The organism is Paenibacillus planticolens, assembly GCF_013141725.1.
Lineage (GTDB): Bacteria > Bacillota > Bacilli > Paenibacillales > NBRC-103111 > Paenibacillus_E > Paenibacillus_E planticolens.
In genome coordinates this window covers 40,130-64,756 of sequence record NZ_WHNZ01000013.1, presented here as the reverse complement: position 1 = coordinate 64,756, position 24,627 = coordinate 40,130, and the positions used below count along the sequence as shown (strand labels likewise).

Here is a 24,627-nt window from a genome sequence, read left to right as displayed (position 1 = left end):
ATGGGAGTTATTTTCGGTACGGATGGCATCAGAGGGGTGGCGAACCGCGAATTATCGCCGGAGCTTGCTTTTGAGCTGGGCCTCATCGTAGGCAGTATGCTGTCACGCAGCTGCGGGAGGAAGCGGCCAAGCGTCGTTATCGGGCGGGATACCCGCATTTCCGGCCACATGTTGGAGGCGGCTTTGGTCGCCGGACTGTTATCCGCCGGGACCGATGCCGTGAGGCTGGGCGTGCTGCCGACGCCGGGCGTAGCTTATATCACGCGGCATTCGCGGATGGATGCAGGGGTGATGATATCGGCGTCCCATAATCCGGTGGAAGACAATGGGATCAAATTTTTCGGCAGGGACGGCTTTAAAATGCCTGATGAATGGGAGGCGGATGTAGAGGCCCTCCTGCAGGGCAAGCAGAACCGGGATTCGCGTCCCGTCGGGTCCGGTATTGGGACCGTGCGCGATGACGCACAGAGCGCCCTAGACTATGTGAGCTACTTGAAGTCCACGATTTCCGGCTCGCTGGCAGGATGCAAGGTCGTGCTCGATTGCGCCAACGGTGCCGCTTCCTCGCTGGCCCCGCGTCTTTTCTCCGAATTGGGAGCGGAGACAGTCCTGATTCATCATCAGCCGAATGGCTTGAACATTAATGAACAATGCGGCTCGACGCACCCGGAGCATCTCCGTAAAGCCGTACTGGAGCATCAAGCCCATGCAGGCCTTGCTTTTGACGGCGATGCAGACCGGCTGATTGCGGTCGATGAGCGTGGAGACATCGTAGACGGAGATCATATCCTATATATTCTTGCTGCTCAGATGGCTAAGCATCGCCAGCTGCGTCATAACACCGTCGTTTCCACGGTCATGAGCAACCTCGGCTTTCATAAAGCGCTGCATAATAGGGGCTTGGAATCGCTGAAAAGCAAAGTTGGAGACCGCCATGTGATGGAAGAGATGCGGAAAGGCGGGTACAACTTGGGCGGCGAACAATCCGGGCATATCATTATGCTGGATTATTCGACAACGGGGGACGGCCTGTTATCCGCCGTTCAGCTGATGCAGGCGATGCTTCAGGAAGGCGTGCCTTTGTCCGAGATCGCCGCGCCCGTAGTGAAATTTCCCCAGCTGATTGTCAATGTACGGGTGAAAAACAAGTACAAGCTGGAAGGCAACCGGCGAATTGACGCGGCTATCCGGCATGTTGAAAGCGAGATGGCCGGCCGCGGCCGTGTATTGGTGCGGCCTTCGGGCACGGAGGCTCTGGTGCGTGTGATGGCGGAGGGCCCGGATGAAAGGGAGCTGTCCGGCTACGTGGAGGGCATTGTAGAGGTGGTAAAGGAAGAACTTGAATATAGCGTTGTTTAATCCGTTCGAACATATGAGAAAGGCGATCGCATGTTTAGTAAGTTTCCTGATTTTATTGAGCGTACCCATGTTGATCCCGGTATACTCTCATATCACCCAACTTGATGTGGAAGTGAACGGCGAAAAGATGGACTTTGCGGATGTGCAGCCGTACATCGATGAGCAGACGGGCAGTGCGATGGTTCCGGCAAGAGAGATCGCTGAAAAATTGGGAGCCGAGGTACAATGGGATCGATTGCTGGAGCAGGTGACCCTTCGTAACCAGTACAAATCTGCGGTATTAACGATCGGTCGTAACGATGCTTCGGTCAACGGCCAAATGGTTGATCTGGACGCGCCGGCAGTCATTAAAAATGACCGGACCATGGTTCCGCTTAGGGCGGTAAGCGAGAGCCTTGGTGCCGATGTGGATTGGATGAGGGAGCGCAATTTGGTGCTTGTGACGTCGTCTGACAAAGCGCAAAGAGCAACTTGGATCTGGGACAGCAAGATGATTGAGACGGATGGTGATGGCATTCTCCAGTTTGCGGCAAACCAAAAGCTGACTGCTCTTTATCTGCGCTATGAAAAAACGTATCCGGGTCAGGACGTTTACCGGAATTTTATCCGCAGAGCAAATGATCTGGGCATCAAGGTTGAGGCGCTGGCCGGCAAATCGAATTGGATCTATGCCGATAATCATCCCTATATCCGGCAATGGATTGCGGCAGTTACCCAATATAACGCTTCGGTAGACGCCCAGGAGCGTTTCCAAGGATACCACTTTGATATTGAACCGTATACGCTGGACATTTGGAAAACGAATCAGACCTGGGTGCTCGAACGTTGGATGGATACGATCAGGCTCATTGAAAGGGAAGTGAGAAGCGCCGATCGCAGCATGACGATGGCCTTTGATATTCCTTTTTGGATAAACAGCTACTTGGTTCCGGGAACCAGCTACTCCTTTAGCGCTTGGCTGCTGGAGAAGGCGGACTGTGTCGTCATTATGGCTTATCGTAATAATGCTCTGGGCGGTAACGGAATTATCGCCAAGGCCAAACCAATCATCTTGGAAGCGGCGACGCTTAAGAAACAAGCCGTCGTTGCGGTTGATACGTTACCCAGCAAGGAAGGCGATCATACGACCTTCTATGCGCTTAACCCTATGAACATGGAGGCGGAATTGCAAGTGGTCAAGGAGAAGCTCTCTCCCTATCCGAGCTATTCCGGAATCGCTATCCATGATTACGTGAGATGGATCGAATTATTTCAAAAAGGAGGATAAGTTCAATGAAAATTCCGGGTTTGGTTGTTTCACTGTTGGCTGGTGCGGCTCTCGGTATTTCAGGGATGGTTCTCGCAAGTGGCAGCGATACGGTCAACACCTTCAAGGAGTCGTCCTTACCTGGGGGAGGTATTGAAATCCCCCATAATGATAGGCTCCACCTTTCTACGGATAAGCAGTGGATTTCCTCAGAAGGCCATTTGTCGGATCTCATCCGGCTTCAGTGGACGAAAGACCGGGCGAAGCCGGCTATATCCTGGCTGGACGAGAACGGTAAAGATAAGACGGCCATCGTCTCTCATGCCAAGGCGAATGACCCTGAACAGCACGATCATAATCATATGTCATTTGAAACGACAATGTCGCCTGATGGTAAAAACCCGAACGAGCTGTTTACACGTCTGGAAATTCCGTTCGATCAGGATGTAGCTGAAATTCGCACGCATTCCTCAAACTTCAATGTGATGGATGGCATTTTACGCATTGCCGGAACCGAGGGCATCAATCGCGATTTGACTTGGGCTAAATCGGCTGACGGGAATATAACGACTCCGCGCTGGGCGATGCGCGCAGATGCTTCCGAGGAAGCCGGAGGGAATGCTGGCTCCAATCTGCAAATTATCCGCTATGCGGATGACGGCAAACCGCTGGACAATCCGCTAACCATCATGCGCAGCAGCGGCAACATTGGCATCGGGAATTCGGATGCCAAGACAAAGCTTGATATCAGCGACGACAGCATCCGCATCCGGAAATCCATGACGCCGGCCTCATCCTCTTCCCCAGGACAAGAGGGGGAGATCGCATGGGACAACGGGTACGTATATGTTTGTGTGGCCCCCAACACATGGAAGAGGACGGCACTGTCCTCGTGGTAGATGTTGGGGCGGAGAGCTAGCTTCCCAAAGGAAGCTAACTGGAAAAATTCCTGCTAAATGGATCGAAAGTTGGCCTCACAGGGAATTTAGAAGAAAAACCTCCCGTTAATTTGGTCGGATTTCGTAGATTCTTACGAATCCGGTGCAAATAGAGGGAGGTTTTCCAGCTAAATGAGTCTGACAAGCTTCTGTAGTCCAATTAGTGGGAAGTTTTTCCCTTATTTTGATCGCAGAAGCATAACTAACAAAGGCTGTCCCACAAGTCATAGAAATGACTGGGGATGGCCTTTCATTATGTGAGCCGCCGGCATCCATCGCTGTCTTCTTGAGCTAGGTTGTGGAGCCCCTTAGGCATACAAAAAGCCCCTCTTTCATGTACAATGACTTTTGGGAAAGGGGCTTTTTGCTGTAGATAGGAAAGTGCAACTTTGATATCCCCGGTTCATCCATTTCATCCTAGCTGTATAAATAATCCAGCGGCTACCCACTTAAAATGGAAGTGGAGTCAGAATCCTATATAAGGATCATAGAAAGGTGTGAACCGCTGTGCCCTGGAAAGTGTTGATCGCGGATGATGATCCGAATGTGAGAGAAATAGTAAGACTCTATTTCCGTCAGCAGCTTATCGAATTGATAGAAGCACCTGACGGCGTCTCGGCCTTGGCCATGCTTGCGGAATTAAAGCCTGATATCGTGATACTGGATGTCATGATGCCCGGACTCGACGGTTTTGAGACGTGCCGGGAAATCACAAAACGTTACGATGTACCCGTCATTATGCTGACGGCGAAGAACGATGAATTTGACCGGGTGCTCGGTCTTGAGCTCGGTGCGGACGATTATATGACCAAGCCCTTCAGCCCGAGGGAGCTGGTGGCGCGCATTAAAGCGATCTTTCGCAGAATGCAGAAGGGACAACCCTCCATTGAGGTTGACGCGCCATCCCACTATGAGTTTGATGATTTGGTCATTCATGTGACCCGTCGGGAAGTCATCGCAAACAGCACGAAAATCGACTTGCGCCCCAAGGAGTTTGAGCTGCTCGCATTTTTTGCAAAATCGCCGGGAAGCGTGTTTAAGAGAGAACAGCTCCTGGAGCAGGTTTGGGGCTATGATTTTTTGGGAGATATGAGAACGGTGGACGTTCACATCAAAAAACTGCGTGAAAAGTTAAGCCACTGTCACAATGTATGCATTCATACGGTATGGGGAGTGGGCTACAAATTTGAGGTTGAAGCATGTACCTGAAACCGAATAAAAGCATTCTCGGCAAAATGCTGACAAGCTCCATCGTTACGGTGCTCCTCGGGCTTTGTGCGGTGGGGCTCGTGATTTCATTGTTTGCTAAAGAATACATAATCAACTCCAAGGGTAACGAGATGATGCGTCAGGCCAAGCAGGTTAATCTCGCTATCCAAAATCAGATGAATCCGAACGACAGCTTTAAGGAGCTGCTGCATTTTTTTGATCAAGTCTTTGACACGCGCATTTGGATTTTCGACAAGAACGGCAACATCGTCATTACCTCCTCCAAGGATGAGGTGAACGCAGGCAAGGTTGTCAGTACAGATATGGTCAATAAAGTTATCAACGGTGAACCTGCGAAATGGAATCAATTCGAGGGACTCAAGGAAGGCATGCTTTCGGTTGCTGTCCCGTGGGGAAAAGACAACAACGTATACGGCGGTATCGTTCTGCATTCGCCTCTTAAAGGCATGAATGAGACCATCGCTCAGCTTAGAGAAACCATCCTTTGGGTTACGCTGCTCGGTATTTTCTTCTCATTTGGTGTATCCTTCTATTTATCCTGGTCGATTACCCGACCCATCCAACAGATTGACAAGGCGGCAGCTAAGATTGCCATCGGAGATTACAGCGAGAGAATTCGAATCGACTCCAAGGATGAGATCGGGGAGCTGGCGACGACGATCAACGACATGATGGAGCAGCTTGAACGCGTCGATCTGGAAAAGAGGAAACTGAACCAGATGCGGCATGATTTCTTAGCGAATGTTTCGCATGAGCTGCGTACTCCTCTTACGGCGATGCAGGGGTTTTTGGAAGCTTTGCAGGATGGTTTGATCGAAGAGGTCGCGAGAGAGAAGTATTACGAAATTATGTATAACGAAACCCTACATATGAACCGGTTGGTTGATGATATTACGGACTTGATGAAGCTGGAAAATAAAGAAATCGATCTCGTATGGATGGCGGTCGATGTTCAGGCGATGCTGTCCAAGCTGGCCTTCAAATTCCATCCGGAAGCCGAAGCCCGAGGGACGGTCATCGACTGCTATATGGATGAAGATTCGCCGCAGGCTTACGCCGATCCGGACCGGTTGGAACAAATTTTGAACAATTTGATCAAAAATGCGGTCAAGTTCACCGAGAATGGAACGATAGAGTTGAAGGCGATCACGATTCCGTCGGAGAAGTCCGTTCTGATCACGGTAACCGATACCGGAATCGGGATATCGCCGGAGGATCAAGGGCTCATCTGGGAACGTTTCTTTAAAGTGGAAAGAGGCCGACCGGTAAAGCATAAAGGCTCATCCGGCTTGGGGCTTGCTATCGTCAGGGAGCTTGTCGAGCTCCACAACGGAAGCATCCGCGTTCGAAGCGAGATAGGGAAAGGAAGCGCCTTTGAAGTGAGAATTCCGCTTTATACCTAGCGTGAATGCTGTGTGACAGACGGTCTTTTTACAATTTGCGAAGAGGCATAATGTTGACGTAGTCTTCATCTTCCAACCTCACCTTGGCCTCGATCTGATAAATATCTTTTAGAAATTCGGCCGTTATGACCTCTTTGGGGTTTCCTGTTTTCTGGATTTCACCCTTCTTCATAGCGACGAGGTAATGGCAGTAATTGGCGGCTTGTTGGAGATCATGAAGCACCATAATAATCGTCATGCGATAAGCTTGATTGATCTTCACGAGCATTTCCATGACATCCAACTGATGGGCAATATCAAGAAAAGTAGTCGGCTCATCGAGTAAAATAATATTCGTTTTTTGCGCTAGTGCCATAGCAAGCCGCGCCTTCTGCTGTTCGCCCCCCGATAGGGTGTGAAACATGCGGTTCTCATGCCGCAGCGTATGCGTGACCTCCATGGCCCATTGAACAATATCCTTGTCTTCTTGATTCGAATGGTCAAATAACCGTTTATATGGCGAACGGCCATACGCGACGAGCTCGCCTACGGTTAGATTCGGAATGGTGTGCTTGGATTGCGTCATGAGCGCGACTGTTTTGGCAAACTCCATGGTTTTATATTGAGGCAGAGGCTTATCCTGCACGAGAACTTCTCCTTGGTCAGGTACCAATAGACGAGTCATCGTTTGCAGTAAAGTTGATTTGCCGGAACCGTTGGGCCCTACGATGGCTGTGATTTTTTCAGAAGGGATAGAAAGAGTCACATTTTTAAGTTGAAAACCGCCAATATGGAGGTGGACCTGACTCGTTTCAATGGCAGACATTACATAATTCTCCGTTTCTTCAACAAGTATAAAAAGAACGGCGCACCCAGCCCCGCAAGCAAAATTCCGACCGGAAGTTCAATCGGATCAAACCACGATCGCGCCACCGTATCGGCAAGAACGACGAGAGCCGCTCCGCCAAGAATGGATAACGGAAGCAGAAAGCGATAATCATCCCCAATCAGCAGGCGAATAGCATGAGGAACAATCAAGCCGACGAAGCCCACTAAGCCTGCTACACTAACAGCAGCCCCCGCCAATAAGGAAGATAATAAAATAATAAGCAGCCGCTGAAGTTCGACTTTCTGGCCTAACAGCTGCGCAGTATGGTCCCCTAATTGCAGTAGATTGGAGGGCTTGATCATTAAAGCAGATAAACCGAGACCTAGGAGTGCATAGGGAGCCATGAATGCCAAGTGGTGCCAGCTGCGCCCGCTTAGTCCTCCCGCCAACCAAGGCAAAATGGCTTGAACACGGTCGCTGAACACAACCATGACCCCGCTTGTCGCAGCCCCTAGAAGAGCGTTGATGGCCACGCCCGCCAAAATAATTTTGAGTGGTGAAGAGCCCTTATCCCAAGCTAGCAAATAAATAAAGACGGAGGTAACGAACGCTCCGAGAAAAGCGGCAATAGGCAGCAAATAGCTGTATTGCGGAAAAACAATCATGGTGACAACGGCGGCAAGACCTCCGCCGGCAGAGACGCCGATTACGCCTGGATCGGATAGCGGATTTTTCATCGCGCCTTGCAGCAAGGCTCCGGATGCAGCCAGGCATGCGCCGACGAGCAAGCCGATCAACACTCTGGGTAACCTGAGATTCATAATGATTTTCTCGTGCAGAGGCGATCCCTCCGTTGTGAAGACAGCCCAAATTTCGCTGAGCGAAATATGTACGGAGCCGTAAGTTAACCCGTAGAAGGACACGAGAACGACGAGGATGGGAGCGACAATAAAGCTAAGTTTTCTTCTAGTATTACGCTGTTGTATATTCATAGGTTATTTAGAAGAAAGGAGAAGCTTATGCATCAGCTCAAGGGATTCAATCACGCGGGTTCCCGGATTGGAGCCGAACAAATCTGACGGCAGCACTTCAATACGATTATTTTTAACGGCGTCCAAACTGTTCCATGCCGCGTTCTGCTGCATCTCCTTCAAGAAGCCCTCCTTCACTTTGTCTGTATCCCCATGCCCCATAAAGAAAATGACCTGCGGGTTCGATTTCATAATTTTCTCTGTATTGAGCTGCGCATACTGCGGGTATTTATCCAGGCTTGGATAGTCTGCCGCAATGTTCTCCCCGCCTGCGACGGAGAGAATATCACCGCTTAGCGAGTTGCCAAGCGCAGCCATATAGGTGCCCGGCGCGCCGTAAACAAGCAAAGCGCGTATCTTTTGCTCAGGCAGATTTTTTTGTAATTCGCCGATCTTCTTATCAATGGCGAGAATTTGCTCGTCGGCGCGCGGTTTTTTGCCCAGCACTTCGCCGAATAGCCCAATTTGTTTTTGGATCTCTGCAACGCTGTTCGCGTCTGTCAAAATCATCTTGGAGCCGAGCGACTCGATGGCAGGCACGTCTTTCAGGTTCAAAGGATTATTGCCGAGTATGACATCCGGCTGGACGAGCGCTACTTTCTCCAAGTCCATGCCGTGAGGCGTTCCGACTTGTTCGATTTTAGCCACTTCCTTGTTAGATAGAGGAGCAGTGGATGTAGGTCTGCCCACTAATTCGCCGCCGAGTGCGTAGACAATATCCATTTCACCATTGCTAAGAGCGGCAACTTTGGTCGGAACCTTGGAGAAAGTAACTTTGCGGCCGGCAAAATCTGTCACTGAAAGGGAGCCGCTGCTTGCTTGTTGGCTGTTATCCGGGCTCTGCGGGGGAGAAGCGGCACATCCTGAGAGCAGCCCGATCAGCAGTGTGCTTAATAAGACGCAATGGATATTTTTCATTAAGGAAACCTCCGGGAATTTGAAGAAATGACAAAATGGATAGAGTAGGACATCAACCACTAAATGATAATGAAAATCATTATCGGATGTCAATGCTAACTTTTTCAGAATAAAAGGAGGGTTTTAGTATGTATTGACAATTTTCATACAGCTAAGTTAAGATAAAACCGCACACATTAATTAATAATGATTCTCATTCTCTGTAGTCGCCCTGTCTGCGCTATCTTTAGGATGCAACTAGGAAACGGAGGTGTGTGAAGTAATAGAATAGAGGTCCTATTATTTTTTTTTGATTTTACGATGATAATGATTATCATTATCTTTATTTTCATTTGTATCGACGAAAGGAGGGAAAAAGAACATGAAAAAATGCCTAACCATCCCGGTTTCCATGCTGATGATGCTGATCTTTGCCGTGATTCTTTACGTGCCTGCATCGAAAGCCGCTGCTGCTCTCGCAGACGGGACGTATTCCATTGGCTATACGGTTCTGCAAGGGGATAATGACTCTGCTTCCATGGCTAACGATTATTGGGAGAAGCCAGCGACTTTTACCGTGAAAAATGGCGAAATGACCATGCAAATGAAGGTGAATCATAGTTCATGGGTCACGTCTTTTAAAGTGGACAATGGCGGAGGCTTCGCGGACACTCAAGTGGTAAACAGCGATAGTTCAGAGGATACGCGAGTGGTTCAGTTCAAAGTAAAGGATGTATCGAATCCGCTCATGGCCAAGATCCATGTGACGGTGAAAACGGTCGATTACGATCATGATTATACGATTCGGTTTGCTTTTGACGCGAAGAGCATGAAAGCGCTCAGCACGGCTGAATCGAAGGCCGACAAGGCAGCAAACGTAACACCAAAAACGAAGAGTGAAGGCTCGGCTCCCGCAACCGCTCCCGCAACCGCTCCCGCTGTCAATGCGGAGCAGAAGAAGGCTGTGGCAGTGAATCCGCAAACCGGGGACACGACTCCGGTTACTGTGCTGGTGGCTCTGCTATTGATCTCATCATTTATTTTAATTCGCAAATTCGTAAAGCTTTAATTTATGAACAACGATTTTAGGAACGAAGGAGAGTAATCATTTTGAAGAATCGACTAAGGAAAGTCGGAACGATCTTTCTTATGTTTTTTGTGCTGTTAAGCGCCGTACATTTCCCGCTGAGCCAAGATTCAGTAGCTCATGCGAGTAGTGTGAGTGCCGGTAATCAAGCGCTTCCAGACGGGGACTACCCTGTCAAATTTAATCTATACAAAGATGGTGCGAATGAACTGTCGATGATGCAGAGCTACGTCGATCCAAATAGCGGACGTTTAACTGTGAAAGACGGGGATGTGAAGGCTTCCTTCACATTAATTCACAGCTCCTGGATTACATCGTTTATGACTGTGTTCAACGGGACCTTGGTTGAGACAACTACACTTAACATTAATCAGGCGGAAGATAAGAGAACGGTTCAATTTGTAGTAAGCGACTTATCGGCCAGAGTAAACGCCAAAGTAAAAGTTGACATCACTGAGTTTGGTATTCATGAAGAGCAACCTTTACAAATCGGATTTGATACAGCAGGTATTACGCCTCCAAAGCCGGGTGAAGTGAGCGCCGGCGTGTATCACATTTATTTTTCTGCATTAAGTGCAACGGACCCGACGAAGACGTCTTCGATGGAATCTTATTTTGTGAAACCGGCTAAATTGACGGTGGACGAGAACGGGAAAAAGACGATCCGGTTTATTGTGCTTAAAAGCTCGGATACGGACTCGCTGAAGACGAAGGACTCGAACGGGCAGTTCGTGGAAATGAATGTTGTCAGCACCAATAAGGCAGCTAACACAAGGGAAGTTGAGTTTGAGATTACCGATTTGTCTCAAAATATAGCTGCCAGGGTGCATAACACTATAGCGCCGCCTCAATACGCTACAAACGATTTCCAGTTTAAATTCGAATTCGGCAATATCGTGCCGTTTATCGAAGATGGCGTGTACAGCATTCCTTATCAAACGTTGAACGCAACGAACCCAAGCAAAGAATCCAGTATGAAAAGTTATTTTGTCAATCCTGCAACCTTATCCGTTCAGCAGGGGAAAAGAAAAATAATTATGACGGTGCTTAAGAGCACGGATACAGATGTCATTCAGACACAATTGAATGGACAGATGGTTGATGCCGTGGTGAAAAGCCAAGATGCAGCAGCCAATACGAGGGTAATTGAGTTTGAAGTGAGGGATCTTTCGTCCAATATCCTTGCTTACGTACATAACACCATAGCGCCACCGCAATACGCCGGCAATAATTTCTTGTTTAAATTCGATACCAGCGGGATCGTGCCAAAGCCGCCAAGCGCAGAGTTAATCGGCGCGCCGACTGTGGAGCCGAAGCAAGTATTGGATCTGAATTTCAGAGTTACAGGCGTGAGCAAAACTGTATATCAACAGGTGTATGGTCAGGAAATGACGCTGACGTACGATTCGAACCTGCTTGAGCTCGACAAAGCCAAATCCAAGCCGCTGATTGACAATTTCTCATTAGCTTACACCGATCAAGCTGCCGGGCAGCTCAAGCTGAATTTAACAGGCGCCAATGGGCAAAGCTTTTATGCCAACAACGCCTATCTGATGCTTGAATTCAAAGCCAAGTCGGTCACGCAATCGGCCTATGCGCCGGTGACGTTGACGAATATCGAGCTTGTGAACAGCGAGGGCAACAAGTTAAAAGTAAATGATGTTTCGTATTCCATCACCATCGTTCCAGCGAATACAACGAAGCTGAACCAAGCGCTTGCAAGCGCCCAAGATAAGCATGACAAAGCGGAGGAAGGCGTTTATACCGGCCAATTCCCGGCTAGCGCGATAAGCGCTCTGCAGACTGCGATTACGACAGTGCAAAGTACGGCTAATAATGCTGATGCAACGCAAAAGCAAGTCGATGACGCTTTAACCAAACTGCAAACCGCAGTTGCGGCTTTCGATGCTTCCGTGATTACGAACAATCCAAAGCCAACACAGCCCGGGCAGCCTGATGACGGGTCATACAAAATCAAATTTAGCCTGCTCAAAGACGGAACGAATGAATCGTCATTGATGGAGAGCTATACCGATTTAACGAGCGGACGCTTAACGATTCAGAATGGGAAAAAGACGATTTCCCTCACTTTGAAGAAAAGTTCTTGGATTACGTCCTTCAAGACGGAACGGAACGGGACTTTGGTGGAAACAACGACACTGAATGCCAACCAAGCCGAGGATACGAGAACCGTTCAATTCGAAGTTAACGATGTATCGGCGAAGCTGAATGCAAGAGTTGTGGTTGATGTTCCAGGTGTTGTTCATGAAGATCAACCTCTGCAAATTGCTTTTGATGCGAGCAGCGTGACACGAATTTTCCCTCTCGATCAGCCGCTTTCAGAAGGCAATTACAATGTAAGTCTGAACGGTAGTGCACTGGGCGGTGTTCAAACGCCGGTGAGTTCCTATCTTGATGACACCAGCAGATTAAGCGTTCAGAACGGAAAGAATGTCGTCTTCTTTAAGCTGAAAAGCGGAACAACGATAACGAAGCTGCAACGGGTTCTTCCGGATCAATCTACAGTGGACATTTCGCCTGCGATTGCTATGAAAAGATCGGACCTTGTTACCGTGTTGGCGGCTTCCCAAGAAGCAAAATATGAGCTGCCGGATTTAACAGCGGCATATAAACTGTTTTTGTCCGTGACAGAGAACGGTCAGACGGTGAATCCAAGTTATCAAATCAGCTTTAAAGAGGCTACGTCCGCAGGCTCCGGCCCAGTTGGCCCTACGGACCCTGTTGATCCTGTTGATCCTGGAACACCGGGACCAGGGACAGGTAACCCATCAGGACCGGGCACGCCGACTTCCCCTCCGCCTACCAATATCCATGGGATTGCAGACGGCACCTACAGTATTAATTATAAAATTCTTAAACACGGCACAACGGAAAGATCGGTTATGCAGGACTATGTCGTATCACCTGGTACGTTAACCGTGACTAACGGCTATATGCGTGTATCATTTACGCTTAAACAAAGCAAAGAAACGACGAGTTTCCAAGTAGCGTACGATGGCAGCTTAAGCGATACAGATGTTGTAAGCTCAGATGACGCTAAAAATACGCGCGTTATTCAATTCCCTGTCGCTGATTTAACGGTCAAAACAGCCGGTTGGGTGAAAGTGAATTGGCCGGAACTTGGTTATAATCATTCTTACGATGTTGATCTTACATTTGATAAGAGCAGTATTGTACGCGTACAATCACCTGGCGAAATCAAGCCAGTAGTTGTAAAACCGTTAAGTGAAGCCTACCAGCCTGGCGACTATGCAGTTGACTTTAATATGATGCTGCGCGGAAGTGATCAGAAGTCCATCACGAATGATTTCGTGAAGAAGCCTGCTAAGCTGACGATTATTGATGGCAAAAGCTACGTTTATCTTACTTTAACGAAGAGCAAAGAGATGCCGGGCTTTAAAATCCAGCAAGAGGATGGAACGCTTGCAGATGCAGAGAACGTTAGTACGAATGGAGCAGAGAACAGCAGAATCATTCGATTTGCTGTGAAGGATTTTGCTCCGGAAACAAAAATCTATGCTCAAGTCAGAATGGACTGGGCCGGTCACTATACAGGAGATTACGATGTGCAGTTGATCTTTAATGGCAACGACATCAAACCTTACGTCAACAAAGATGATGAAGCCAAAGGCGATAAGCCGGAAGCAAAGAAATGGGCGGATATTCAAGGCCATTGGGCTAAAGCCGCTATTGAGAAAGCGATCGAGCTGGGTATTGTCAGTGGCTATGAGAACGGCGAGTTCCGTCCGAACGGTCAAGTGACACGCGCCGAGTTTGCCGTGATGCTCAGCAACGCGTTGAAGTTGAAAGCAGTGGACAGTGCATTGACATTTAGCGACCTGGATAGCATTCCTGATTGGGCGAAGCCGAGCTTGGCGGCAGTAGCCGGATTGAAGATCATCAATGGCTATGAAGACGGTTCGTTCCGCGCCGATCGAAGCATTAACCGTTCTGAATTGGTTGTTATGATTGTTCGCGCATTAGGTTTGTCCACAGATGGCAAAGCCCCGTTAACATTTACGGATGCAGATGAAATCCCGCAGTGGGCGCAATCCTCTGTAGCGGAAGCATACCGTCTCGGATTGATTAGCGGTCGTGAGAACAATACGTTTGCTCCGAACCTGAGCGCCAGCCGGGCGGAAGCAGTTACTTTGATTCTAGCGATGCTGAAGCAGGCTGAATCCAAGTAGTCAAGAATAGAAAGAAAGGGGATACCAGGTTACTGGTGTCCTCTGTAATTTTTAAGGGGAAGGACGTAGAATCGGGCATGAATAAAAGAATGGGAGCGATGCTGCTTGCCGCTATGTTGGTCATGACAGCGGGCTGCTCGTCGGGAACGGCTTCGGACAACGCTGCTGCCTCTCAGACAGCAGCTCCGGCTGCCGACGTGCAGAGCGATAAGCGCGTTATTGCGACTACGGTTGCGGCCGCACAAATAATGGACGCTTTGGAGATGGAGTTGGCTGGCGTTCCTACTAGCTCGAAGGAGCTTCCCAAGCGTTATGACGGGGTGCCCAAAGTCGGGAATCCGATGAGTCCGAATATGGAGGTTGTGAAATCATTGGATCCGACAGAAGTGCTGTCGGTGACGACATTAGAATATGATTTGGCGCCGGTATTCAAAAATGCCGCTGTCCAGGCGACTTTTCTTAATCTCACAAGTCTGGACAAAATGAACAAAGAAATTATCACGCTCGGCGATAAATACAATCGTCAGAAGCAGGCTCAGGCGATCGTCGCTAAGTACAATGACAAGCAAAAGGAAATCGATCAGAAGATTGCTGGCAAGAAGCAGCCAAGCGTGCTCATTTTGCTGGGAGTGCCGGGAAGCTATCTGGTGGCGACGGAGAACTCCTATATCGGAGATCTTGTTAAGCGGGCAGGCGGTATTAATGTGGTGCAAGGACAGAAAGTTGAATATTTGGCATCGAACACCGAATATTTGCAGCAGGCGAACCCGGACATTATTTTACGAGCGGCTCATGGGCTGCCGGATGAAGTCATCAAAATGTTCGATAAGGAATTCCAGAAAAATGATATATGGAAGCATTTCGAGGCGGTTCAGCATAACCGGGTTTATGATTTGCAGGAGGATTTGTTCGGAACAACGGGCAATCTTGCCGCTACGGAAGCCTTGGATGAGCTTGTGAAGATGCTGTATCCATAAAATAGGGATGAACAAAGGACGAGAATACATGAATAAAATCGGATGGAGCTTGGTAGTCGTTATCCTCCTGCTTCTCATCGTAACGTTAGTGTCCGTAACCTCAGGTAGTATCAAGGTTGGCAGTCTTGAATTTATACAAGGTCTTTTTATGGGGACAAACAAGAAAGTAGAGATTATTAAGGATTTGCGCTTGCCGCGAATTATTGTGGCTCTATTCGTTGGAGCGACACTAGCCGTTTCCGGCGTTCTGCTGCAGGCTGTGATGAGAAACCCGCTCGCTGACGCCGGGGTAATCGGCATATCCTCTGGAGCGGGTGTCGTTTCGCTGCTGTTCGTTACGCTGTTTCCGCAGTTGTTTTATTGGCTGCCGGTGTTTGCTTTTTTTGGAGGAGCGCTGGCCTGCTTCTTGGTCTATTCCTTTTCCTGGAAATCCGGTCTGAGTCCGATCCGCATTATCTTAGTAGGTCTCGCCATTAATGCCACCTTCACGGGATTGGGACAGTCGTTTAATTATCGCGGAAGCTATGCCGTGACCAGCATTAATCAGGCTGTTACTTCGATCTTTACGATGAAGACATGGAATGACGTCCATGTGATGCTTATCTATGGGTCAATCGGTTTAGTCGTATCCTTCTTTTTATATGCTTGGTGCAATATGCTTTCACTTCAGGATAAATCGGCGCAAAATTTGGGGCTCAGGGTAACGCGGGCACGTTTAATTATTTCTGTAGTTGCGGTTTTGCTCGCTGCGGTAGCGACCGCTATTGGCGGGATGATTGCTTTCGTCGGCTTGCTGGTTCCTCATATCGCTCGTCTATTGGTAGGATCGGATCATAAGATTTTGATTCCTTTCTCGGCTTTGGGCGGGGCGCTATTAGTTTTATCCGCCGATACGCTGGGGCGCACGGTGCTTGCACCTTCCGAAATTCCTGCTTCCATTATCATGGCAGTTATTGGGGGGCCGTTTTTAATATTCATGCTGAGAAAGAGTGATAAGATTCGTGGAAATTAACAATATCTCTTTTTCCTACGATAAGAAGAATGATCAATTGAAATCTGTGACGAGTGAAATTGCTATGGGCAAAATTACGACGATCATCGGTCCCAATGGCTGCGGGAAGTCAACGCTTCTTGGGGTGATGTCGAACAATTATGCGCCGCATACCGGCCAGGTCGTTCTGGACGGCAAAGAGCTAAACCTGTATAAAACGAAAGAGCTGGCCAAGAAGCTGGCCGTTGTCCACCAGAGCAATGAGGCTCCTTCCGACTTAACAGTCGAAAAGTTAACAAGCTTTGGGCGGCTGCCTCATAGAACTTTATTCACGCAAGAGAGAGAGGAAGACGAGGAGGCGATTGAGTGGGCGCTGACTTGCACGAATCTTCAAGACAAGCGCACGAAGACCCTGCAGCAATTGTCGGGCGGTGAAAGGCAGCGTGTCTGGATCGCTATGGCGATTGCTCAGCGCACGTCCATTTTATTTCTGGATGAGCCGACGACGTTTTTGGATATGTATTATCAGATCGAAATCTTGGAGTTAATCAAAAAGTTGAATGTCGATCAAGGTTTGACAATAGTCATGGTGCTGCACGATATGAATCAGGCGATTCGTTACAGCGACCGGCTCATCGTCATGAAAAACGGTCAATTGTTTATGGAAGGCGCTCCACATGAAATCATGACGGAGCCTATGATCAAATCGGTTTATGGAGTTGACGTCATCGTAAAACATGATCAGGATGCGGGTTTATACATGGTGCCTATCGGGATTTAGGAAGCTGAGGAAAAATAGTCATAGTCTGTCGTCTAACCTTGTGATACTTCTCTGTTTGGTCGTATTTATTGGCTGCGCCTGCAGGCTAATTGGCTATGTGTGGGCCAGTTCCGAGAACGCAAGAGTTATGAAGGAGGCGCAGGAACTATATAAGGCCGGAAGTTGGTGGCCTATGGCTCAGCTTGCGCTGGCGTCAGGACAGAACCGGGAGCCCTCCAAATTCGATCGTTTGCTTGTGCGAAATCCGGATACGGTCGGATGGCTGCAAATCAGCGATACCCAAATTAATTATCCTGTCGTTCAGGCATCCGACAATGATTACTATTTGGGCAGAAACTTTGAAAGGGAGCCCGTGGCTGCCGGAAGCCTATTCATGGATTTCCGGAATCATGCAAGCGTACACGAACGCAACATCATTATTTATGGCCACCGGATGAAGGACGGCTCTATGTTCGGGAATTTAAAGAAATATTTGGACCCGGCGTTTTTTCAATCACACCGGACGTTCTTATATGAAAGCTTGCATCAATCCTATCGGGTGGATATTTTTGCAGTTTACTATACGACGACTGAATTCAACTATATTCAAACCGATTTTGCCGATGACGCTGCATATGCATCGTTCCTGCATACGATTCAGAACCGCTCGTTATATGAGACTGACGGAGAGTTAACAGCAAGCGATTCCATTCTTACCCTGTCAACCTGCGACTACACGCTTGACTCCACGGAAGGAAGATTAGTCATACACGGAAAGCTCACACCGTTGGTGGAATGATGCAGATCCGAGCCCCTCTTGTCTCCATGCCCCGCTGGAGGGAGGGGGAACTACAGGGCGTTATTTTGCTAGAAATAGCCCTTAAGGCAAGGGAAAGGGAACTAGGGTCCGCTATTCCACCAATCCGAGCAGATCGTTAGGGCATTGAGGTGAAATAAGACCCTGTAGTTCCCCACGGGCGCTCGAAATTCCGCTTTTTTCCGGAATAAGGGAATAGAGTTCCCACACGGCAAAGTAAAGAATCGCAAAAAAGGACCGTTAGGGTGAATTCCCTGACGGTTTTTCTTATATCTCGAGTGCCTCTACAATCCGTTTCCTTCAAATAAACAAGTCACATAGATACGGGCAGGTTGTCAATATTATACACTCACGTAGTTAGAGGGGCATGCTATGATATTTTGAAGAAAGCGCTCTTTTTACCAAATTTAAGGAGGATACATAACGATGGGCTTATGGCATCGAAAACGAGGTACGCGGTTTTTGTCTGCACTATCCGCACTTTTGCTGACCGTGCAGCTGCTTACTGGACTGTTCGCAGGTTCAACGCGTGTACTTGCGGCAGCGGATCCATTCACGGAGCAGCCTGGAGGAAAAAGCAAATGGGTCGTTGCAGGCAGCTTTCAAGGCTGGGACAACGCTTCGACGGATACCCGAATGAAGCACTTGGCGGGCGAATTTTATGCTTTGTCCAAAGAGCTTCCTGCCGGATCTTATGAATTTAAGATTGTCAGAAGCGGTTCCTGGGACGGATACGCAAACAGCGGCAATAACTTTGCCTTCAGCTTGGGAGAAACGACGGAGGTTCGTTTTTATGTGAACGATGAGATAGGCGAGGCGCGGATTTCACTTCCCGGAGTGGCTGGGATCCAGCCGTACACGCCGGCGCTTGGTTCGAACGAGCAGCCACGCCTTGTAGGCAGCATTCAACCTTTGTTCGGAGAAGCCGAATGGTCACCGGGCGGAGCGAACCAGATGTTCGTCGATTATCTTTTTAATAATACGGTGTATAAGCTGCAGCGCCATATTCCGGTCGGCAGCTATGAAGCCAAAATCGTGTTCGGTCCCAATTGGGATGCGCCGAATTACGGAACGGCATCGGGATCCAATGTGAAGATTGCAACGGTAGACGAGACTGATGTCACTTTTACCTTTGATAATGCCGCTCAAACGAAAGCGCTTACTCATGATTATGTGCCACAAGATGGTGCTTTTGACGGTCAAATCAAGAAGGAAAGCCTCTTTTTTGACAGTCGTTCGGTGACGTACAAAAAGCCATTCGGCGCCATTCCGGCGGGCGGACAGGACCTCACACTCCGTATCGCAGCGGCAAAGGGCGACCTGCAGACGGCAAAGGCGGAATTGAGCGCTCCCGATGGCTTATCCAAAGCCTACCTGATGAAGAAAGTCACTACGGTAGCCGACAAGGAATACTGGGAAGTTACGGTGCCGGGGGCAGATTTTGCAGACAAGGTTGGGATTTGGGGCTATAAATTCATTGTTGTCGACGGTCCGTCAAAAGCCGAGTACGGCGACGACAGCCTCCGGGGCGGTTCAGGATCGGTTGTGGATGAAGGCGCCGTTCCTTATGATCTGACGGTTTACGCACCGGATTACCAAACACCCGATTGGATGAAAAATGCGGTTGTGTATCAGATATTCCCGGACAGATTTTTTGATGGATCGAAGGATAACAACCGGGCTAAGACGGTAGACGGCGCGCGCGGTGTCCTTGATCCCAAATATGGCACGAGCAAGAATGGCCAGCAGCTCCAGTATTTTGACGGCGGCGTGCCGAACGATCCCACACCGGCTCAGGTTTGGGGCGGGACTTCCGTTGTGCCTGAGAATCCAGACCGGTCCAAACCGGAGAACAAACCGTATTACCCGGATGCGAAAACGGATGGGGCTTGGACGAATGAATTTTACGGCGGCGACATTCAAGGGATTGAACAGAAGCTTGGCTATTTGAAATCGCTGGGCATTACGGCTGTTTATTTGAACCCCGTCTCATGGGCGGCGTCCAATCACAAATATGATGCAACGGACTACAAGCATTTGGATCCAATGTTCGGACAACCGGTTTACAATACGCCGGGTGATCCGGCTTCCGGTTTGGATTACGTCAAAACCCGGGAAGCCTCGGACCAAGTATTCGAGAACTTCACGAAAGCGGCCCGTACGGCTGGAATCAAAGTGATTAACGATGGTGTGTTTAATCACGTCGGTGACGATTCGATTTATTTTGACCGGTACGGCAAATATCCAGAGATAGGCGCTTACGAATATTGGGCAGCGGTTTACGATAAGATGAACGCGTCTTCCATGACGCAAGAGCAGGCCGAAACTGCTGTTCGCGCCTCGTTCACGAGCCAGATCAACCCGATGACGGGCCAGAATTACAAGTGGCCAGACGATTTCAGGTATGTCTCCTGGTTTACAGTGACGAATGAAAAAGTGAAGGACCGCGACGACGATAATCTGCATTATAAATATGATGCTTGGTGGGGCTATGATTCGCTGCCGGTGATGGATGCCAAAGACCCGCAAACGATGCCTACCGAGTATTTGCCGGCTGATACCTTGTCCCTTCCCGGGCAGCATGAGTGGAACAATATCCATTACCGGGACAATGTCATTGGACATAGTCTGACTGGATTAACCGAGGCGGAAGCGCAAAAAGCTATGCAATTTGCGAACTCCCAACGCTGGTTGTGGATGGGCACGAGCGGATGGCGGCTGGACGTGGCGCCGGATGTGTCGGCGGGCACTTGGGGCAAGTTCCGCGAAGCTGTGAAATCGGCCGCAGGCCGCACGAATGTTAACGGCACAGCGATAGATGAGCCGGTCATTATCGGCGAAGAGTGGGGCGTTGCCACGAAGTTTCTGCTTGGCGATCAGTTTGACTCCGTTATGAACTACCGGTTCCGCGGGGCTTTGCAAAGCTTCCTTCTAGGCGGCAATGCCGATGCGTTCAATCAGGCGCTGGAATCAATCCGCGAAGATTATCCGAAAGAAGCTTGGGAAGCGCTGATGAACCTCGTGGATTCCCATGATACGACGCGTTCCATTACCAAATACGACCATCCGGAGTGGGAGGAAGAGCATCTCGTCATCGCCCCTGAAGCGAGCGCGAATGCGAAAAAGCTCCAGGAACTGACGGCCATTTTCCAAATGGGCTACCCTGGTGCTCCTACGATTTACTATGGGGATGAAGTGGGCTTGACCGGTACGAAAGATCCGGATTCCCGGCGCTTTTTCCCGTGGGAACGGGTTGCGGCGAATGGGGACGGTACGTTCAGCGGAACAGGTGATTACCAGAATCTTTTGAGCGTTTACCAAAAAGCGGCTAAAGTCCGTGGTGACAATGCCGTGTTCCGGACCGGCGACCTTAAAGCCGTCTATTCGCAAGGAACCGTTATCGCTTATGCGCGTAAGAACGATTCCCGCGGAGCTCTGCTCGTCGTGAATCGGGGAGCGACCTCGCAGTTGATCGAAGCGGATGTGGCCGGGTTCCTGCCGGATGGGCTCGCTCTGACTGACCAACTTTATGGAAGTGCCAAGGCGGTTGTCGCTTCGGGTAAAATCTCTTTGACTGTCCCGGCACTAACCGGTTATATGATGGTTTCGGATGATGAACTGCAGGCGGTACCGCAGGTAACTGGCGTGCAGGCGCAAGCCGATATGGGGAAAGTGAATCTTTCCTGGAACCGTGTGAACGGAGCGGAATCTTATCGAATTTACCGTGCTGCCATTGAAGGCGGAGCCGTGCAGCTTGTCGGATCCACCGCTGACCTCAACTATCTTGATGTCAATGTGGTAAACGGAACGAAATATTACTACGCAGTGACGGCACGCATTGGTTCAGGCGAAAGTTTCCTCAGCGACATGGTCGCCGCAACGCCGGCATTCCGGATTGCATCTCTGGGAACGCCAAGCACAGTAACGGATAACGTTTATTTAGGCGTAGGCAAAATGACAGGGCGAATCACGGTGAACGTGAATATTCCGGGCCTAACGGACGATGCTGCTCTAGCTGGCAAGGAAGCGCCGAATTTGCTGGCGAGACTTGGCTTCTATAGAGAGGGTACCGACCCTGCTTCCGCTCAGGATACGAAATTACGCTATGACAGTGATCAGTCAGGCAGCAAGATGTACTGGGGATCTTTTGAGCCGACGGAAGCCGGCGTTTACCATTATTTTGCCAAAGTTTCGACGGACAACGGGGAACATTATACCCAATCTGCCACGGTCGCTCTTGAAGTATATGGGGACCCGAACGATACAACGGCACCTGCCGCACCTATCCTTTCTCCTATCGCGGTCGAATCGAACCGTTCGTATTTGAAGTGGACAGCATCAGATAGCAGTATCGCGGGCTTCGACGTTTACCGTCAATCGGTTACGGATGCGACTTATCAGAAAATCGCTACGCTTGCCGCTGCGGCCACCGACTATACGGATTATGCCGTGAGCAACGATGTGCTGTACACGTACCAGGTGGCGGCATTCGACCAATCGTATAACCGCTCATTCTCGGAAAAGCAGTCCGTCACGCCGAAGCTTGTGATGGTGGATGTGCTGATGCGCTTGCACTTGCCAGATTACACGCCGACGAGCGACGATATCAACATTGCCGGCAGCTTTAATGGCTGGAATGCCAGTTCGACGAAACTACATGTACCCAGCGGTGCAACCGATCGCGGCGTCGTGGAGTACAGTTTCAAAATGATGGCCGGCAAATCCATCGAATACAAGTATACCCGCGGGACTTGGGAGACGGAAGCTTTCACGTCCCACACGCGGACGCCGGGCGATACGGCCGATTACGGCAACTGGGCTTACAGTTCGACCGTCACGAATATGAAGCTGACGATTAAAAATGAAGGCGGCAATCAGATGGTCGTGAACGATTACGTGCTGCGCTGGGTCGACATGCCGATGATTCTGACTATGCCGCGGATTACTTACGGCAGCAACGTTGCGTATTCGACGGAAGAAAGCAGCTTCAAGTTGAAAGGAGTCGTGCCTTACGGCGTCAGCTTCTCCATTAACGGGCAGCCGATTCCTCCGAACAGCATGGATGCCGCAGGCAATGTCGAGTTGAATGCCATTCCGCTTTCACCGGGACCGAATCATTTCGTATTGCACATAGAACCGACACCGGAAACGTTGGCTCTTCCATGGTATGAAGATAAAGGACGCGCAGGTCAGGCTACGAAGACCCTTACGCTGGACATTACGCGGACATCGGGTGGAAGCGCTCAGGAGCCGGTATTGAATGAATTGCATTGGAGTGAAGTGAACACGGCTCTCACGGTTGGCGATACACGCCAACTTCAGGTGATAGGTGTATATTCGGACGATTCTAAGAAGACTCTGACAGGTGTTGAATTCACTTCCAGTAATACGACTATTGCAGACGTTATGAACGAAGGACTAGTTACAGCGAAAGCGCAAGGAAATGCAAAAATTACAGCTTCTTTCGGAGGGAAGTCGGTTGAACTCATACTGAGTATATCTTCGGCTCCATCTAATGGTGGAGGCGGTAGCGATGGCGATGGTGATACGCCGGCAACAACACCGGTTGTTAAGCCCACAGCGACGAAACAGATCGATGAAGCTGCTTTAAAGAGCGGCAAGGACGGCAAAGTAAGCATCGAGCTGAGCTCAGGCGAGCGTGAGGTGAAACTCCCGGTTAATGCGGCTGAACTGTTAGGCTCCAAGATATTGGAGATTAAACAAGGCGGCATCTCGCTCGAAGTACCATCCAGCTTGCTCCAAGCGCTGGCTAACCTGATTCCGGACGGAAGCTCAGACGGCGCTGGGCTTTCACTGTCGGTGAACCCCGTAGAAGTCGAAGCCGCTCAAAAGCTGATTAAACAGGGAGCCGAGAGGGCAGGAGCCAGCATTAAACCTGTTAGCACCGTGTACGATTTCACCCTGTCAGCCCTAACGAAAGACGGCAAAACATTTAAACTGCCGACTTTTGACCAACCTGTCACGCTGCTATTCCACGTCCAGGATGGAGCCAATCTTCCACTGAGCGGCGTGTACTATGTTAGCGATGCAGGAGAGCTCGCGTATATTGGCGGTACTTGGGAAAATGGCGTTCTGAAAGCAAAAGTATCGCATTTCAGCAAATATGCCGTACTGGAATACAACAAATCATTCAATGATCTGCCTGCCGCACACTGGGCAGCTAACGCTGTGAAGGAACTTGCCGCATTGCATGTCGTGGAAGGTGTCACCCTTGCAGCGTTTGCACCCGAGCGTGAAGTGACGCGAGCTGAATTCTCAGCTATGCTCGTACGTGCGTTGAAGCTGTCCGCCAAAGGAGAAGCATCGCTTCCGTTCTCTGATGTGCCAAGCAGCGCTTGGTACTCGGCAGCGGTAGCAGCCGCTTACAGCAACGGCATCGTCGGCGGTCGCGACAGTACGACATTCGCACCTGACGCTCCGATTACCCGTCAGGAAATGGCTGCGATGGTCGTACGTGCCTATGGCGTCCACAAGGGCACAAACGCCACGGCAGCAGGCAGCCTTGTTGGCTTTGTCGACGCGGCCGGCATTGCACCTTGGGCTCGAAGTTTCGTGCAGTCAGCTCTCCAGCTGAAGCTGATGCAAGGACGCAGCGAGCGTGAGTTCGCTCCAGCCGGCATCACCACCCGGGCTGAGAGTGCTCAGGTGCTGCTGAACTTGCTGCATGCTGGGAAATGATGGCGGGACTGCTGAGTGATAGTTTCCAGTCTTCATTCTCCATGCTCGCTGGAAAAGAGGGGAACTACAGGGCGCTATTTTGCTAGAAACTGCCTCTTCGGCAATGGGAGGGGAACTAGGGTCCGCTATTGCACCATTCCGATCAGCTCGATAGAGCATTGAGGCGAAATAAG

15 protein-coding genes are annotated in these 24,627 nt (G+C 49.7%); 12 read left to right on the top strand and 3 right to left on the bottom strand.

Annotated features, from left to right (window positions below):
- The 5 genes from glmM to GC097_RS05270 all read left to right on the top strand — a co-directional run bounded on the left by glmM (window position 1) and on the right by GC097_RS05270 (window position 6,176).
- Window positions 1–1,359 (top strand): phosphoglucosamine mutase, encoded by a 1,359-nt coding sequence (gene glmM, locus GC097_RS05290; RefSeq protein ID WP_171682309.1) that lies wholly within the window; start codon window positions 1–3, stop codon window positions 1,357–1,359.
- 55 nt (window positions 1,360–1,414) lie between these two features.
- The gene (locus GC097_RS05285) at window positions 1,415–2,626 is read left to right on the top strand and encodes a copper amine oxidase N-terminal domain-containing protein (protein ID WP_246293969.1); all 1,212 of its coding nucleotides are present in this window, start codon (window positions 1,415–1,417) and stop codon (window positions 2,624–2,626) included.
- 5 nt (window positions 2,627–2,631) lie between these two features.
- Window positions 2,632–3,504, top strand: a complete 873-nt coding sequence (locus tag GC097_RS05280) for a hypothetical protein (RefSeq protein WP_246293968.1) — start codon at window positions 2,632–2,634, stop codon at window positions 3,502–3,504.
- Window positions 3,505–4,050: 546 nt separating this feature from the next.
- Window positions 4,051–4,752 carry a response regulator transcription factor gene (locus GC097_RS05275; protein ID WP_171682306.1) on the top strand — a complete coding sequence of 234 codons (702 nt, stop codon included), beginning with the start codon at window positions 4,051–4,053 and terminating at the stop codon, window positions 4,750–4,752.
- Entirely contained in the window at window positions 4,743–6,176 is a 1,434-nt protein-coding gene (locus tag GC097_RS05270; protein WP_171682305.1) for a sensor histidine kinase, read from the top strand. Before GC097_RS05275 ends, GC097_RS05270 begins: the two co-directional genes overlap by 10 nt.
- Before the next feature lie 28 nt (window positions 6,177–6,204).
- Here GC097_RS05270 and GC097_RS05265 read toward each other — a convergent pair whose 3' ends face one another.
- The 3 genes from GC097_RS05265 to GC097_RS05255 are packed head-to-tail and all read right to left on the bottom strand — an operon-like array spanning window position 6,205 to window position 8,933.
- Window positions 6,205–6,981 (bottom strand): ABC transporter ATP-binding protein, encoded by a 777-nt coding sequence (locus tag GC097_RS05265; protein WP_171682304.1) that lies wholly within the window; start codon window positions 6,979–6,981, stop codon window positions 6,205–6,207.
- Window positions 6,981–7,976, bottom strand: a complete 996-nt coding sequence (locus GC097_RS05260; RefSeq protein ID WP_171682303.1) for a FecCD family ABC transporter permease — start codon at window positions 7,974–7,976, stop codon at window positions 6,981–6,983. The genes GC097_RS05265 and GC097_RS05260 overlap by 1 nt, the downstream gene beginning before the upstream one ends.
- 3 nt (window positions 7,977–7,979) lie before the next feature.
- Window positions 7,980–8,933: an ABC transporter substrate-binding protein gene (locus GC097_RS05255; protein WP_171682302.1), complete on the bottom strand. Its 954-nt coding sequence runs from the start codon at window positions 8,931–8,933 to the stop codon at window positions 7,980–7,982.
- A gap of 361 nt (window positions 8,934–9,294) precedes the next feature.
- Between GC097_RS05255 and isdC the strand changes: the two genes are divergently transcribed.
- The 7 genes from isdC to GC097_RS05220 all read left to right on the top strand — a co-directional run bounded on the left by isdC (window position 9,295) and on the right by GC097_RS05220 (window position 24,454).
- Complete coding sequence (gene isdC, locus GC097_RS05250) at window positions 9,295–9,981, top strand: heme uptake protein IsdC (RefSeq protein WP_171682301.1); 687 nt, start codon at window positions 9,295–9,297, stop codon at window positions 9,979–9,981.
- A gap of 41 nt (window positions 9,982–10,022) precedes the next feature.
- Window positions 10,023–14,210 (top strand): NEAT domain-containing protein, encoded by a 4,188-nt coding sequence (locus GC097_RS05245; RefSeq protein ID WP_171682300.1) that lies wholly within the window; start codon window positions 10,023–10,025, stop codon window positions 14,208–14,210.
- A 77-nt stretch (window positions 14,211–14,287) separates the two neighbouring features.
- Window positions 14,288–15,187: a heme ABC transporter substrate-binding protein IsdE gene (isdE, locus tag GC097_RS05240; protein WP_171682299.1), complete on the top strand. Its 900-nt coding sequence runs from the start codon at window positions 14,288–14,290 to the stop codon at window positions 15,185–15,187.
- 28 nt (window positions 15,188–15,215) lie between these two features.
- On the top strand, window positions 15,216–16,199 hold the full coding sequence (locus tag GC097_RS05235; RefSeq protein ID WP_171682298.1) for a FecCD family ABC transporter permease: 984 nt from the start codon (window positions 15,216–15,218) through the stop codon (window positions 16,197–16,199).
- Window positions 16,189–16,959: an ABC transporter ATP-binding protein gene (locus GC097_RS05230; RefSeq protein ID WP_171682297.1), complete on the top strand. Its 771-nt coding sequence runs from the start codon at window positions 16,189–16,191 to the stop codon at window positions 16,957–16,959. The genes GC097_RS05235 and GC097_RS05230 overlap by 11 nt, the downstream gene beginning before the upstream one ends.
- Window positions 16,925–17,737 carry a class B sortase gene (gene srtB, locus GC097_RS05225; RefSeq protein WP_171682450.1) on the top strand — a complete coding sequence of 271 codons (813 nt, stop codon included), beginning with the start codon at window positions 16,925–16,927 and terminating at the stop codon, window positions 17,735–17,737. The genes GC097_RS05230 and srtB overlap by 35 nt, the downstream gene beginning before the upstream one ends.
- A 444-nt stretch (window positions 17,738–18,181) precedes the next feature.
- Complete coding sequence (locus tag GC097_RS05220; protein ID WP_171682296.1) at window positions 18,182–24,454, top strand: alpha-amylase family glycosyl hydrolase; 6,273 nt, start codon at window positions 18,182–18,184, stop codon at window positions 24,452–24,454.
- The last annotated feature ends 173 nt before the right edge of the window (window positions 24,455–24,627 follow it).